This is a genomic window from Luteolibacter arcticus, from assembly GCF_025950235.1.
Lineage (GTDB): Bacteria > Verrucomicrobiota > Verrucomicrobiia > Verrucomicrobiales > Akkermansiaceae > Haloferula > Haloferula arctica.
The window spans coordinates 722955-737519 of the sequence record NZ_JAPDDT010000001.1 but is presented as its reverse complement, the minus strand read 5'-3'; the positions used below and the strand labels follow the sequence as shown (position 1 = coordinate 737519).

Annotated in this window: 13 protein-coding genes; 3 read left to right on the top strand and 10 right to left on the bottom strand. The window is 60.6% G+C overall.

What is annotated here, in order from left to right:
- Nucleotides 1-2 precede the first annotated feature (2 nt).
- The 9 genes from OKA05_RS02985 to OKA05_RS02945 form a co-directional block, all read right to left on the bottom strand.
- Nucleotides 3-818: a zonular occludens toxin domain-containing protein gene (locus tag OKA05_RS02985; protein WP_264485610.1), complete on the bottom strand. Its 816-nt coding sequence runs from the start codon at nt 816-818 to the stop codon at nt 3-5.
- Nucleotides 818-1189: a hypothetical protein gene (locus OKA05_RS02980; RefSeq protein WP_264485609.1), complete on the bottom strand. Its 372-nt coding sequence runs from the start codon at nt 1187-1189 to the stop codon at nt 818-820. The genes OKA05_RS02985 and OKA05_RS02980 overlap by 1 nt, the downstream gene beginning before the upstream one ends.
- Nucleotides 1161-2213 carry a thrombospondin type 3 repeat-containing protein gene (locus OKA05_RS02975; RefSeq protein WP_264485608.1) on the bottom strand — a complete coding sequence of 351 codons (1053 nt, stop codon included), beginning with the start codon at nt 2211-2213 and terminating at the stop codon, nt 1161-1163. Before OKA05_RS02975 ends, OKA05_RS02980 begins: the two co-directional genes overlap by 29 nt.
- A 254-nt stretch (nt 2214-2467) precedes the next feature.
- Complete coding sequence (locus OKA05_RS02970; protein WP_264485607.1) at nt 2468-2599, bottom strand: hypothetical protein; 132 nt, start codon at nt 2597-2599, stop codon at nt 2468-2470.
- Nucleotides 2600-2671: 72 nt separating this feature from the next.
- Nucleotides 2672-2893, bottom strand: coding sequence for a major capsid protein (locus OKA05_RS02965; protein WP_264485606.1), 222 nt, complete (start codon nt 2891-2893; stop codon nt 2672-2674).
- A gap of 324 nt (nt 2894-3217) precedes the next feature.
- Nucleotides 3218-3421, bottom strand: a complete 204-nt coding sequence (locus OKA05_RS02960; RefSeq protein ID WP_264485605.1) for a hypothetical protein — start codon at nt 3419-3421, stop codon at nt 3218-3220.
- Nucleotides 3422-3492: 71 nt separating this feature from the next.
- Nucleotides 3493-4464 (bottom strand): rolling circle replication-associated protein, encoded by a 972-nt coding sequence (locus OKA05_RS02955; RefSeq protein WP_264485604.1) that lies wholly within the window; start codon nt 4462-4464, stop codon nt 3493-3495.
- 547 nt (nt 4465-5011) lie between these two features.
- On the bottom strand, nt 5012-5341 hold the full coding sequence (locus OKA05_RS02950; protein WP_264485603.1) for a hypothetical protein: 330 nt from the start codon (nt 5339-5341) through the stop codon (nt 5012-5014).
- An 864-nt stretch (nt 5342-6205) separates the two neighbouring features.
- Nucleotides 6206-9262, bottom strand: a complete 3057-nt coding sequence (locus tag OKA05_RS02945) for a DEAD/DEAH box helicase (protein ID WP_264485602.1) — start codon at nt 9260-9262, stop codon at nt 6206-6208.
- Between the two features lie 673 nt (nt 9263-9935).
- On the opposite strand from OKA05_RS02945, the gene OKA05_RS02940 reads away from it, so the two are divergent.
- Together OKA05_RS02940 and rarD are read left to right on the top strand one after the other, a co-directional pair.
- Nucleotides 9936-10508 carry an LON peptidase substrate-binding domain-containing protein gene (locus OKA05_RS02940; protein WP_264485601.1) on the top strand — a complete coding sequence of 191 codons (573 nt, stop codon included), beginning with the start codon at nt 9936-9938 and terminating at the stop codon, nt 10506-10508.
- The gene (gene rarD, locus OKA05_RS02935; protein ID WP_264485600.1) at nt 10505-11395 is read left to right on the top strand and encodes an EamA family transporter RarD; all 891 of its coding nucleotides are present in this window, start codon (nt 10505-10507) and stop codon (nt 11393-11395) included. Before OKA05_RS02940 ends, rarD begins: the two co-directional genes overlap by 4 nt.
- Nucleotides 11396-11434: 39 nt before the next feature.
- Here the strand turns inward: rarD and OKA05_RS02930 are convergent, their stop codons facing one another.
- Nucleotides 11435-11752, bottom strand: coding sequence for a bactofilin family protein (locus OKA05_RS02930; protein WP_264485599.1), 318 nt, complete (start codon nt 11750-11752; stop codon nt 11435-11437).
- Nucleotides 11753-12009: 257 nt separating this feature from the next.
- On the opposite strand from OKA05_RS02930, the gene OKA05_RS02925 reads away from it, so the two are divergent.
- Nucleotides 12010-14544, top strand: coding sequence for a DEAD/DEAH box helicase (locus tag OKA05_RS02925; RefSeq protein ID WP_264485598.1), 2535 nt, complete (start codon nt 12010-12012; stop codon nt 14542-14544).
- Nucleotides 14545-14565 lie beyond the last annotated feature (21 nt).

Here is a 14565-nt window from a genome sequence, read left to right as displayed (position 1 = left end):
GTTCAACCCTCGCTGTCGGCGGTTGCAACTTCGACCACGGAAGGCCTGCGGGCCGCCTTGCGATTCGTTGCACGACCTGCCTTCCAGTTCTCGAAGCGAAGACGAGCCACGCGGAAGGGCTCGGAAATGTCCATCCACCAACGGCGATAGAATGGAACACGCGTGAGCTTGAAGGGATCGACGCGGGTTACCTCGTCGGATAGATCGCCCATCTCTTTGTCGAGGAACGAAAACGAATCGTAGACGCGGAAAAACCGCTTGTCGTATCGACGCCAGCGACGGCCTAACAAGGTGCCTTTCTTCACGCTGATGACCTTCACGATGAAGCATCGCGGGAAGAGCTTCACGATCCAACCGAGCGGGACGTGATCGGAGCTAACAATTGCAAGCTCATACTCGGCGAGCGCCCGGAATTGCTTCTCCATCGTTTCCTTTTCCTGAACGATGTAAGTCACGTTCACCTTGGCCTTGCGGCTTTGTGAATGGAAGGAAACCAAGCCCTTGTTCTCGGTGCCGGTTTTCTGCCAGTCGCGGGCGTTATAGATCAAGTGGATCTCATCAAAGTAAGCCTCGATTGGAACAGTTGAGCCCCACGGAATCACACGATGCCAGTTGCGATCCTCTTCGGGATTCACCCGGATGAGCTGGCGCTCATCGAGCACGACACCACGCAAGCGAGCCGCGAGAAGGGCCATTTCCTCCCAAACGACCTTGATGTTGGTGACGACGATCCGACCCTGACAGAGGGCGTCAAACATGAGCATGGACGTGTAAAGCGTCTTGCCCGAACCAAGGTCACCGGTAACAAGCTGAATCATCAGTTTGAAAGAGTTGGAATGAAGGATTTCACCCATCGTACGGAAATGATCACGGCCCAAAAGGTGAAGTAAGCACTTAGGATTCCGAGCGTCTCCGCAAGCGGGAAGATCGCATTGAGCAGGCCGATCATTGGCCAAACGCTGAACTCCGCACCGCCTCCGGCGAGCTGGATTGTGTTAAGCGTGGAGGTTATCCAATCGACACCGGCCACGAAGACGAGGGCAACGATGTTGAAGAACCAAGCGAAGAAGGCGATGACGGTTGCAGCAAGGGGGAGCAGCTTCGCAGCATAGTCCTTGACCTTGTTAAACCAGAACATTGATGGGATCTCGATCATGGCTTCAGATGGAAAGACGTTCAAAGCAATCACGGCCGACAACGTAGACGACAACCAGAAGCATGAGAGAACGGATGAGCGTCCACGGAGACTCATCGAAATGGAACGTATACGTTCGATCTCCAAAGCCCCCTAGCGGGAGCTGCATGACATAGGTGGTCGTGCTAGGAATGGCACCCGAGCCAAATGGACGGAAGCTGCCAATCTTGTTCCCGACGATGCCCTTGGCCCCACTAACCGAACCGGCCACGTCGTGGCCGACGCCGGGTTTAAAAGCTCCCGTTTCGTCACTGTTAGTAGACTGGCCTTGGCCGAATTCGTCGGTTTCACCGGGGCCGGGACCGGGGCCGGGTTGAGGCCCGGGGCCTCCCGATCCATCACCCGTCCCGGGGTTTCCTTGACCGTCTCCCTGATTGCCGGAGGGGACAGGCGTGATACCTGGGCGAACGTCGGGAGTCTTGGGATTCTCGTCCCCTTGGTCTCCAATTCCGTCGTTGTCGTCGTCGGCGTCGGTGTTGTCGCCAACCCCGTCGTCGTCGTTGTCGCCGCTCTCTTTCCAGTTATCAGGAAACTTGTCCTCGCTGTCGCGAATGCCATCGCTATCGCGATCGTTCCAAGTTTTCAAAGGATCATACGGAGCATCGTCCTGAAGGTCGGGAGTGCCGTCGTTGTCGTCATCAAGGTCGGCATTGTCGCCAGTGCCGTCGTTGTCGGTGTCGTCCTTCTCATTTGCATTCTTTGGGAAGTCGTCCGACTCATCCGGCCGGCCGTCGTTGTCGTCATCGCTATCGGTGCTGTCGGGAGTACCGTCGCCATCGAAATCGGCAGGCCCGCCCACATCAACCCAAAAGGAGAAAGCCCCCTCGACTTGCACGGGATTGATGTAAACGGGTGTCCCGTAGTAGACACCGCCCGCCGTGTAGTTGGTGACCTTCGTGATTTTCATCGTGTCGGCGACGAGATCCGCAGAGGCATTGACGATTGGGCCGCTCGTTTGCGCGGCGACACTTCCCGCCATGCTGACGGCAACGGTGGACGTTCCAGTTGCGACGGTCACGGAGCTACCGATAGGCCCGCCGATAGAGTAAGGAACGGCGACAGCTAGCGGGGCATTCGAACCCAAACCCGACTGCTGAACGCCGAGAAGCAACGGTTGATCGGGCTTGCCGGGGCCTAACTGCAACGGTCTCCATTGGTTGACGCTGTAGTAATAGACGGTGGCATTGATGGGATAATTCCCACACTTGCAGACGACTGTTTTGCCGAATGCGTGCGTGCCGGAACTGCCACCGGTTGCGGCAATCTCAGCCCTCAGCCCTTGGGAAAGAGCAAACCAAGCCCCAACGCCATAACACCAGCGAAGCAAACGCCAGCGATGAAGGAAAGAACGGCCCGCAGGTCCGTTAGAAGGTCGATGATCACCTGTCCTTGTTCGAAGGTCATGCATTGCTCTGGTGTTTGAGGTGAGGCGAAAAGGCCCCGCCCGGAACATCCGGGCGGGGCGGCGAAAGGCTGTTAGACCTTGCCAAGAGCCCGCTTGAAGATCTTGTAGGCCATGAAGAGAATGGCCAACCCGATCGCCGCTTGCAGGATGGTATCGGCGGACGTCTGAGCCGTCGTGATCTCGGTGACCACGTCGGCGGCATCGAACGCGGCATGCGCTTGCTCGGTGACGAGCGCGAACATAAGCGCGAGGGCAAGGGAGGCACGCTGTGCCCAGTATTGCAGTGTTTTCATTTGGTGTAGAATGCCGGTTACGATCCGACCGGCGGCGGGTTTAGACAGTGTCCACCGCTCGCTTGATCCACGCATTTGCGGCGATCATGCCCCAAGAAGTGAGAGCTAGGCCCAAGCCCAGCGAAAAGATGGCGATGTCCATTGGTTTACCTCTCTAATCGGCTTGGACACCCGCCCGCAGGCGCGATGACTCAGGCTCGAAATCTGTGATATGAACCGGAGTCGTCGAACAACTGCGGTCAATTATGATTTGTTTAAACAAGGAAAGGAAACCCCTGCCGCCGCGCCCGCTTCGCGGGCATCGACGGCAGGGGTTTTGGGAACCTAGGCGTCGAGCTCAACATCGTAGGACGGCAATCCGTTATTCACGCGCACACCCACGACGCGGAACTTGCGGACGCTGAAAACATCGAAGACGGGAAGCTTCGCCTCCTCATCCTTGCGAATGGTGATCTCGACGGTATCCGACCCAGCCAAGACCGTGGCCCGCTGGTTCCAGAAGGAATAGGGCTTGTTCGTCTTCGACATGCCCGACACGTGGCGAGGCTCGTCCTTGGCGGTGACGAGGCCGGTGATCTTGATGCCGAGATCGGCTTGGCTCAGGAGGTTCGCAAATGGGTTCCCTCCTGACGCAATCTCTCGGCTGCTGGAAGCGACAGGCGGTTTTCCCGTATCAGGGGTGCGATCAGACATGACGTTGTGTTTTGTTGTACGATGAAGGCCGGGACAGCGAAGGAACCCACGGCGAGCCCGACTGCCGCTCCGTGGGCTGTATGCCATGACGCGAGGTGCCAGAATCGGCCCTTGGACATGGCAAGAGTGATGACCGCGCTCGACTTGTAGTTGCCCCCGGCATCGCGGGAGACGACTTGAACGGAGCGCTCTAACCGTTCCGCGGCGACGCGAGCGGGGAAGGGGACCAAGGCCGATTTCGGCTCGATGGCGGGCCGCTCGTCTTCGATCTGAAGACCGGTGTAAAAGCCCTTCGAAGTCTGCCAGAAGCGGACGCGGGCAAAGGTAACGGGCTTGCTGACCTTCCGGCGGGTGCCGTCTTCGTCGGTGACAGTGACGAGCCGCGACGAGTGGTAATCAAGGAACCACTCGGGCGCGACGTTGCGGGAATCGGTGCCGTCCTGGTCAACTTGGTAGACGGCCTTGAAAGCGTATTTGAACGAGTAGAGGAAATCCCGGACGTTGACCCGTTCGACGTTGGTCCGGCCGAGGCCCCAAAAGCGGGCGATGTCGCGCAGTTCGTCATGCGTGAACTTCGATTTCCGCTCGACGAGCAAGTGCCAGTGAACCCAGCCGTTTGCCTGGAACTCCATCTTCCAGCACCATTTGGCGTCGTCGCTCCACAGGCCGGCACCGCGGCAGGCGAACAGGAAGCGCCGCATGTGGTCCTTGCCTTGGAGGTAGCCGGAAAGGGGGCATTGCTCGAAAAGTTCAGGGTCGAGAGTGAGCGTGATGAAGCGCCAGTTTTTGAACGAGGGCAGGCCTTTGCGCTCGATGGCCTTCCGCTTCTTGGAGACGCCGGCGACGGTCAGCCAGTTCGGCGGGCTGTAGTCGCGCACGTGGAGAACCCGCGACTGGAGCGCGGCCGGACTCTGCCGAGAATGGGAATCGTCATCAATGGACGAGACGCGACGCGGGCTCAGAGTCCGACCACGCAAGCCGGGCGATCTCTCGCGAGAAATTGTGTAATCCCGGCAGCCGTGATTTTCGGCTTCGAAGCCTTCCGGGATGTCCTGGACGGAACCTAGAGGTAATGCCCTGGCAGGATCGACAGCGCCCCCGGAAAGGGAACAACCGGTTTGCTCAGCGCTGCCGATCCCATTTTGATGGGCGGCAGAAGTCGCGCCCGCCAAGAGCGGGTCTGATCCACGGCGCGGGCTACCCGCTGTATCGCTATGCGTTACTTCCTTCCTCATTCCCGTGCCGTGGATAGACCCCGGGCGGGAATATGCGTGCGGTTATCCTCAAGCAGGATTCCGCGCCCGTGTTCTTGTGCTGTGTTCCCTTACGTTTCATCTGAGCCGCTAGACTCACCGGCCGCTAGACCGGGCCTTGCCGGAGCAAGGTGACGCGACGGCTATCAGGCCGTCGCGTGCGACGTCAACCTTAAAAAGGAGTTTCTAAGTTTTTCAGCAAGTCGTCCAACGTCTTCTCCACCTTAAAGACCTTCGATCTTACGAGATAAAAAAGATCGAAAAGATTTTCAGGCTGTATGGCGTAGCTGGGCGCGGACTCCGTAGTAATCACGATGATCGCAGAGCCATCTTCGTTGATTAAAGTAACCCGGGGCGCCTTCTGATATTCCACACGCACTGACGAATTGGGGAAATCGAGAACAAAAGAATTCGTTTCCCGACCTTCTTTCCAAACTAATGTATCGTCTTTGGTTGACTCTACAAGATAGGCGAAAATTTTATTAATCTTTTCCTTGTCCATGATTATCAGAGATTTGTGATTTTAACAGGAGTATAGTTTCGCCAATCGAGTCGCTGATTGAATCTGCGACTCCGACCAACAAAACTCTCTTAGGGCGAGTCCAACCTCTTTCAGCAATATTGCGGTCTACGATGGACTCCTTTAACTCGGAGAGTTCACGAAGAGCCCCTTGGAGTGTAGAGGCGAGAAGGCTATCATCCTTTGGGATTCTATGCTTTGCCTCGACGAGAAGGTCTCGAAGCTGCCCAAGCGGAACCAAAAAATCGGCAGGCATTTTGGAAGGCACCTGGAGATCTGAACTGAGACGTTTTACTAGTGTACCAGCGTTCGCCAATGCCGTTAAGAGATCCATGCCAGAAACCAACGCGACGGCGCGGCGTACTTCTCGAGAAAGCTGCTTCAACCGACGAACGCCAATCGCGAATCCCACAATCGCGGCAATAAACCCGAGAATTCCAAGTGCGTCCGCGATCGGCTCCCGCCAATCAGCTTCGCACCATGCCTGCCAAACTGAAACGGAAGACTCATCATCCGGTTGAGGGTTCGTCGGGGGCGGTAAGGCTGGGGGCACAAAGGGAAGTCACAAAAAGCCCAGAGAGGCTAGCGGACCTCTCTGGGCGGTAAGGAACACAGAGCAACACGGGCGTGAAGCTTTGCGATGGGAATGCTTTACGCCTCATGCCTGAATGTAGCAAGCAAGAATCAGCATTTTGAATTCCGCATTACATGCATTGTAACAAGTTGTATTAGGCTGATTCGGAAGCACTCAATCAGGCTCAAGACTGGGAAATCGGCCCTGTGGCAGCCTGCCGCAATTCTGGGTCCTGCTAACGTGACTATCGCTCCCATGGGCTCGGTTCTGTTTCATCGCAGGAGCCCTTCGAGTTCGCCGCTGGTCCAATTCATCGGCGCGCTGTCGTCTCCGTCGCCTGTGGCGGCGTCGATCAGGGCGCGCTTCCTGTCCTGCATGCGGCGGACGCGTTCCTCGACGGTGTCGCGGGTCATCAGGCGGTAAACGGTCACGGGCCGGGTCTGGCCGATCCGGTGGGCTCGGTCGGTGGCCTGGGCTTCGACGGCGGGATTCCACCACGGGTCGAGGTGTACGACGGCGTCGGCGGCGGTCAGGTTGAGGCCGTAGCCGCCAGCCTTGAGGCTGATCAAAAACACGGCCGGACCGGGCTCGGACTGGAAGGCATCGACCAAGGATTGACGGTTCCGGGTGGTGCCATCGAGACAAAATACCTTCCCGAAGTCACTTTGGAGGCGATTCTCGATTCGGCGTAAGTTCTTGGCGAATTGGCTGAATATTAGCGTTTTGCCACCGTTCTCGAAGCGCTCTCCGAGCAACTCAAGCAAACGATCGATCTTGGCACTGTTTGAATCCTTCCGTCCCGGGATCTCCAAGAGCCCGGGATCGACGCAGGTTTGCCGCAGACGCAGGAGCAGGGTCAGCAAATGCATCTTGCCGGCCCCCTCGCCTTGCTGCTCGCGGATGCGCTCCAGTTCATCGAGTCCGGATCTCGCTAGGCTCGCGTATAGCGCGGCTTGGTCGTCGGCGAGCGTCAGCCACTCATCGATCTCGATCTTGTCCGGGAGATCCTTGGCGACCTGCTCCTTGGTCCGGCGCAGGACGAAGGGCGAAATCCGCAGCCTCAGCCGCTCCAGCAGTCCGGCGGACGCCTTCGGATCGGTCGAGGCGGGCTCGTAGCGCTCCTTGAACTCCTTGCGGTCGCCCAGGTATCCGGGTGCCACGAACCGGAAGATGGCCCAGAGGTCCTGAATCCGGTTTTCGACCGGGGTGCCGGTCAGGGCGATCCGGCCGCCGGCCCGGACCTTGGCGAGGGCCTTGCTGATCTCCGCATCCGGATTCCGCAGCAGGCTCGCCTCGTCGGCGACGATCAGCCGGTACTCCCTCTGGAGGTGAAAGGCCAGGTCGCGGACCAAGGTTCCATAACTTGTGACAATCACATCCACCCCCGAAATCTGATCCCGCAGTCGATCCCGGCCGGTGCCATGGAATCCGAGGCATTTCAGGTCCGGTGCAAACCGCTCCAGCTCCGCCAGCCAGTTCCCAATCAAGGATGTCGGCGCGACCACCAATGTGGGCTCCGCGGGCTCGCTGGAATGCTGCTTGAAATGATTGATGGAAGCAATTGTTTGGAGTGTCTTCCCCAAACCCATTTCATCCGCCAGCAATGCACCGCCGAGGCGATTCAAACGATCGGTGAGCCACGAGGATCCTTGGGTTTGGTAGGGTCTCAACTTGGCCTTAAGACCGGCGTTTGAAATGATTTCGTATTCATTCTTGTTCGAGTTATCCGACGAGCTTTTAGAGAGTGGATTACGGAGTTTTTCCCGTAAATTCTGGAAAAGGATTGACGCAGCTCCAGAAAGCCGGATTTCCTCATCCGGTCGGCCGATCCCGATCTCGGAAACCAGTGGCTGGAAGAGTTCCTCGCAAGTCCGGCTCAGCACCAGTTCCGCGCCGCTTTTGAGGGTCACGCGGCGCTTGCCGCCGCCGAGGAGACGGCGCATTTCGGGGCCGGGAATGCGCTGGCCTCCGGTGGTCTGAAACGACAATTCAAACGCCAGTGAAGAGCCGAAATCTGCCTTCTGTTCGATCTCTGGACGGACGACGTGGACGCGCTTGAGGACGGTCGCGAAGCGCTCCCCTTCCCGCACGGTCCAGCGCTGGCGGAGGGCAGGGAGATCGTCGGCGATGAAGCCGAAGATGGCGTCGCGACCGCGCAGTTGGAACCGGGCGCGGCGCTGGGAGGGCTCGAAACCGGCGATCACCAGCAGATGCCGGGCGGCCTCCTCGGCGTCGATCTGTCGGGCCTGGAGGTGGCCATCGGGAGCGATGGCGGGCAGGCCGGGAAAGTCGTCGCCCGGGTCGGGCAGCGCTCGGGCGGACAGGCCGGGGTAGCGGACGGAGAGGGTGGCCTCAAGGGCCTCGAGCGAGCCCTCAAGATCGAGGACGAAGTCCGGGTCGGCACTGGCGAAGCGCAGGCTGCCGAGCCAGCCGGGATGGGGTGCTTCAAACAGATCGAGCCAAGCATCGAGATCAGCCAGAAACTCGGCGACGGGCAGGCGGAGTTTCCCCTGGCTGGCCAGATTCGCCACGCGCTCGAACCAGCCGGGACGGCCCGAGGCTGCCGGTAGCCGGGCTGCGGTTCCTGCCCCGACGAAGGCCGGACTCGAACCCCAGCGGACCAGCTTCCGGCGTGTTTCGCCTGGGTCGAGATCCAGAGAGACCTGTGAGCCCTCCAAGCGACTATCGGCCAAACGAAGCGGCGGGCCGGGATCCGAATCGAGCCGGAAGGGGCCCGGCCGGCCGTCGATCTCCGCCCGCGGGTGGCCGGCCAGGCGGTCGAGCAACGCCGCGGCGTCTTCCCCGGCGACGCGCAGGGCGAGCGGTGCGGAGCCGGATGCCGCTTGGCCGCGGTCGGCCAGCCAAGCGCTGATGGCAGCATCGGCCGCGGTGATGGGTTCCCCGGCGGCGGGCAGGAGGCGGACCGAGAGCTTTCCCTCCAGCCACTCGGATTCAAGGCGCGGGGAAAGCCGGACTTGCCACGCCATGGGAACGAAGGCGGGGGCCTTGGCCGCTTGCTGGGGCGATGCGCCAGCCGCCGGCTTCTTTTCGCCGGCGATGGCGGACAGGAGCACGGCGACCGCGTGGGCGCAGACCCCGCCGGTGGCGCGATGGTCCGGGCAGCCGCACTGGACGTTGACGTCGCTAGGGCCGGCGATTTTCACAATCGGCCGGAGCGCTAGCTTTCCTTCGCGCATGGTGCCCTGGATGAGATTCCCGTCGGCAGATCGCTTGAGGCCGGCGACCAGCCCTTGGTCGGCCATCGTCTTGCCCTCCTTGAACGGCTTCCAGCCGGTCAGTCCCCTCACCCAGTCTTCCGTGATCTCCATGTTGGCCGGGGGCTACGGAACAGTGGGAGGGGCGGGTCGGCGAGGGAAAAGACAGAGGGATTTCGGGATATGGATATTTAGTGCTGAGCACTGGGGGTGCTGAATTTATTCCACTGGTTTTAGTTGTGTTGATATTTATCCTCCTGATTTGATTGAGGTGATTTTGCTATACGTGCGAATAAATTCCAATGCCTTTAAGAATTGGCCGCTCGGAGAGGGAGCCGAGAATCAAGTTGGATTATTTTACCGCGGATTGCGCGGATAGCACGGATGGAGAAAGTAGCACCGAGAGCGATGCCGGAAGCTTGGAAGCATATTGCCCGCCATCTTTCGCTTCTCTTATTATCAGCGATATTCGCGTAATCCGCGGTGATGCTTCTTCCAATCCTTAAAGGCATTGAAATATATTCCGCGTTCCCGGTGTTCTTGGTTGCTCCTTATCCTCGATGATAAGGAGCGGATAACGCGCATCAGGGAATCGATGTCGCCAAGTTCTAGCGACCCGCACCCAGCCGGAAACGAGCAAGTCGTTCCGCTACGAGAAAACGGCTGCCGTTTCCCTTCTCCGAATGGACCTAACACCTCGCTTTTTTTTGCGTTGCGCGGGCGGTTGGGCGTGCCTCCTTTGCCGCAGCAAATGTCGTCGCTCAACATCCCCGAAACCTGTGGCGTGATGCTTCTGCCCGACTGCACGCTTTTTCCCCACGGCGGATTGCCGCTGCACATCTTCGAGCCGCGCTACCGGATGATGCTGGCCGATTCGCTGCAAGGGACCTGCTTCTTCGCGATCGGGCGCTTGCTGGGAAAGGAGACCGACGATCTGTCGCGCTGCGCCGCGCCGCTCGGCACAATGGGCTTGGTGCGGGCGTCGCGGGAACTCGACGACGGCACTTCGAACCTGCTGCTGCACGGGGTGATCCGGGTGAAATTCATGGATTGGCTGGACTCGCCCTACCCGAAGGCGCGGATCCTGCCGGTTCCATCGATCTTCGAGCCGGAGTCGCAGTCGAATGCGGCGCTGGCGGCGCTCCACGAAGCGTCCGATCAGGTGACCCGCAGCCTACCCGCCGAGGTGCGCGAGGCGCTGATCAATATGACCCAGCAGATCGATGACCCCTCGATCCTCGCGGACGTGATGGCGCAGCAATTTCTCCACGATCCGGACGAGCGCCAGGATCTGCTGGAGATGGAGTCCGCGGCGGCGCGGGTGGCGTGGATCTGCAAGAAATTCGAATCCCAGGCGTGAACGAGTCCCGCAGCGGCACGGCCAGCGCGGTGGTGGCCTTCTTCCTGTGGGGCGTGCTGCCGGTATTCTGGAAGTCGCTCGGGTTCCTGCCGCCGCTGTCGATCATCGCGCATCGCACGCTGTGGTCGCTGGTGCTGCTGGCGGTGCTCATGGGCGGACGGCGGCAGCTCGGCGAGGTGGTTCGCGGCCTCTCCTCGTGGCGCGGGGTCGGCTGGCACCTGCTTTCCGGCGGGCTGCTGGCGTCGAATTGGCTGCTCTACGTGTGGGCGACGCTCAACGGCCGCATTCTGGAAGGCGCGCTCGGTTACTACCTGAATCCGTTCCTCAACATGCTCTTCGGGGCGTGGTTCTTCGGCGAGCGTCAGAATCGGCGGCAGCTCCTGGCGGTGGGGATCGCCCTGGCCGGAGTGGCCTGCCAGTTTCCGGCGGTGAAGGGCGTGCCGTGGGTGGCGCTGGTGCTGGCCATCACCTTCGCCCTCTACGCGGTGGTGCGGAAGAAAGCCCCGCTCGGCGCGCTGGCCGGGCTGACCGCGGAGACGACGCTGATGGCACCGCTGGCGGTAGGTTGGCTGGCGTGGCAGGCGTTCCGCGGGGAGGCATGGTTTGGCAATGGCAGCACGCAGGCGCTGCTGATCATCGGGACGGGCCTGGCGACCGCCACGCCGCTGCTGTGCTTCGGCCATGCGACGCGGACGATTTCGCTGACCACGCTCGGGATTCTCCAATTCATCGGGCCGACGCTGCAGTTCCTGATCGGCTGGCGGCTCTACGGCGAGCCGATGAATGCGCTGCGGCTGGTTTCGTTCGGGCTGATCTGGACCGCCGTCGCGATCTACGCGGCGGATGCCATGACCCGCAGCAGCCAGGACACGAAAAAGGCCGCCTGACGAGCAGGCGGCCTTTTTGAAAAACGGATAATTCGGCGATCAGCCGATCTCGGTGCGGCCGGAAAGCTGCGCGCCTTCTTCCATCGAGAAGTTCTTGGCCTTGATGTCGCCGTCGAGGCGGGACTTGGCCTTCAGCTCGCAACGCTCGGAGGTGATCTTGCCCTCGATCTTGCCGAAAACCTTCACGTCGCCGGCGGTGACGTTGCCCTTCACGGTGGCATTCTCGCCGATGGTCACGCGACCCTTCTCGGAGATGATTTCGCCCTCGATCTTGCCGTCGATGATCATGTCATTCGAAAAGCGGATGGAACCGGTGATCTCGATGCCGCTGGAAAGGACGTTGGTTGCGTTCGCCATGGGTCCGGAATTCAGCAGAGCCACCGCGGCTTGGCAACCGGATTCCCCGGCGAAAATTCGCGGAGGCCCCATCGGCAAATGTAGCGGCTATCTGCGACTGTCGCAATTTGGCGGCAACAAGTCGCATCCTTGGGCTCCCGAAAATCGGGAATCGCACGATGCGGCCGCTGCCGCCAGCTTCCGACGGTCGCAGACCGCCGCTACAGCTGGAAGGGCTCGACCCGCCCCCTCCCGGCCCCCAGCATTCCGCCCCGCCGATGCTGCTCGACCCCGCCCGTGTCTCCGATCCTTCCTCAAACGACGAGGTCCTCAGTGCTTTCCTCGATTACCTGATCGAGACGAACGTCGAGCCCTACGATCATCAGGAGCAGGCCATTCTCGAGCTGTTCGCCGGGAATAACGTCATCCTCAATACCCCGACCGGCTCGGGGAAATCGCTGGTGGCGCTGGCGCTGCATTTCAAGGCGATCTGCCAGAACCGCCGCTCTTACTACACGGTGCCGATCAAGGCGCTGGCCAACGAGAAATTCCTCTCGCTGTGCCACATCTTCGGGCCGGAGAAGGTCGGAATGATCACCGGCGATGCGACGGTGAATCCCGGTGCGCCGGTCATCTGCTGCACAGCCGAGATCCTCGCCAATCTCGCGCTCCGCGAAGGCGAGCGCGCTCAGGTGGACGACGTGATCATGGACGAGTTCCACTATTACTCGGACGCGTCCCGCGGCTTCGCGTGGCAGGTGCCGCTGCTGACCCTGCCGCAGGCGAAGTTTCTCCTGATGTCCGCGACCCTCGGCGAGACGGCATTTTTCGAGGAAGGCATCACCAAGCTGACCGGCACGCCGACGGTGCTGGTGAAGTCCGAGCATCGGCCGGTGCCGCTGGAGTTCGACTACAGCGAGACGCCGCTGGAGGAGATGGTGTCGGAGCTGGTGGAGAAGAACAAGGCGCCGATCTATCTGGTTCACTTCACCCAGCTCGCCTGTGCGGGCACGGCGCAGAGCCTGCTGAGCTGGAATTTTTGCACGAAGGAAGAGAAACAGCGCATCGCGGAGATCCTGCACGATGCGAACTTCCGCAGTCCCTACGGCAAGGAAGTGTCGAAACTGCTGCGGCACGGCATCGGCATCCACCACGCCGGGTTGCTGCCGAAGTATCGCATCCTGGTCGAGAAGCTGGCCCAGCGCGGCCTGCTGAAGGTGATCTGCGGCACCGATACGCTCGGTGTGGGTGTGAACGTGCCGATCCGCACGGTGCTTTTCACCCAGCTCTTCAAGTACGACGGAAGTAGTACGAAGACGCTGGCGGTGCGCGATTTCAAGCAGATCTGCGGGCGTGCCGGGCGGCGGGGATTCGACCACGTCGGGTACGTCGTCAGCCAGGCACCGGAGCACGTGATCGAGAACCTGCGGCTGGAACAGAAGGCGGCGAAGAGCGGTAAAAAGAGCTTCGTGAAGCGCAAGCCGCCGGAGAAAGGCTTCGTGAATTGGGACGAGAAGAGTTTCCGGCGCTTGATCGATGCCGCGCCGGAGAAGCTCGTCTCCAGCTTCAACGTCACTCACTCGATGCTACTCAATGTGCTCGGCCGCGAGGAGGAGGATGGCTGCGTGGCGCTGCGGAAGCTGATCAATGACAGCCATGAGCCGCCATCGAAGAAGAAGGCGCACCGGCGCCGCGCCTTCCAAATCTTCCGCGGCATGGTCGAGGGCAACATCCTGACCATCATCCCGAAGACCGAACGCAGTGGCCCGGCAAAGGTGCGGCTGAACATCCAGCTTCAGGAAGACTTTTCCATGAATCAGGCGCTCGGGCTGTGGCTGCACGAAGCCATCCCGCTGCTCGACCGCGAGTCGCCGGACTATCCGCTCGATGTGATCTCGCTGGTCGAGGCGATCCTTGAAAATCCTGATGTCATCCTGCGCAAGCAAGTGGACCAATTGAAGGGCGAACTGATCGCGCGGCTCAAGAGCGAAGGCGTGAGCTACGAGGAGCGGATGGAGATGCTGGAAGAGGTCGAGTGGCCGAAGCCGGGCAAGGAATTCATCTACCAGACCTACAATGCCTTCGTCGCCGAGCGGCCGTGGATGAAGGAGGCGGCGGTGCGGCCGAAGGCGATCGCCCGCGAGATGTTCGAGCACTGGCAGTCGTTCGAGGACTACGTGAAAACCTATGGCCTGGAGCGAAGCGAAGCCGTGCTGCTGCGGCACCTTTCCGAGGTCTACAAAGTGCTTTCGCAGACCGTCCCGCCGATGGCCAAGACGGAGGAATTGGTGGAGGCGGAAGATTACTTCGGCGAGCTGCTGAGGACCGTGGACTCCAGCCTGCTCGACGAGTGGGAGAAGCTCCGCAACCCTGACTACGTGCCGGAGCTTGAGAAGCCTCCGGAAGAGCGGAAGGCCGTCGCCCTCACCCGCAATCGCCCCGCTTTCACACGCGCCGTGCGGAACGCGGTATTCACCCTGCTGAAAGCGTTCGCGGAAGAAAACACGGCAGCCATTCTCGCACAGATCGAGCCGAACGACGGCGAAGGTCAGCCGTGGACCGCGGCGCGGATTGGCGTTCTGTTAGATGCCTACTTCGCCGATCACGAGCGGATCCGCCTCGACCCCGAGGCACGGGCGACCAAGCACATGCGGATCTCCGACGACCAGCCGCGACGCTGGGCCATCGAGCAGACACTGGTGGATCCGGACGAGCTGAATGATTGGGTGCTGAAGCTTGTGGTGGATCTCGACCGCAGCGACGCCGAGCAGCGGCCGGTCTTGGTGCTGGAGGCGATGGCGGCGATCGTGTGAGAAGTAAAGCGAGGACGGCTG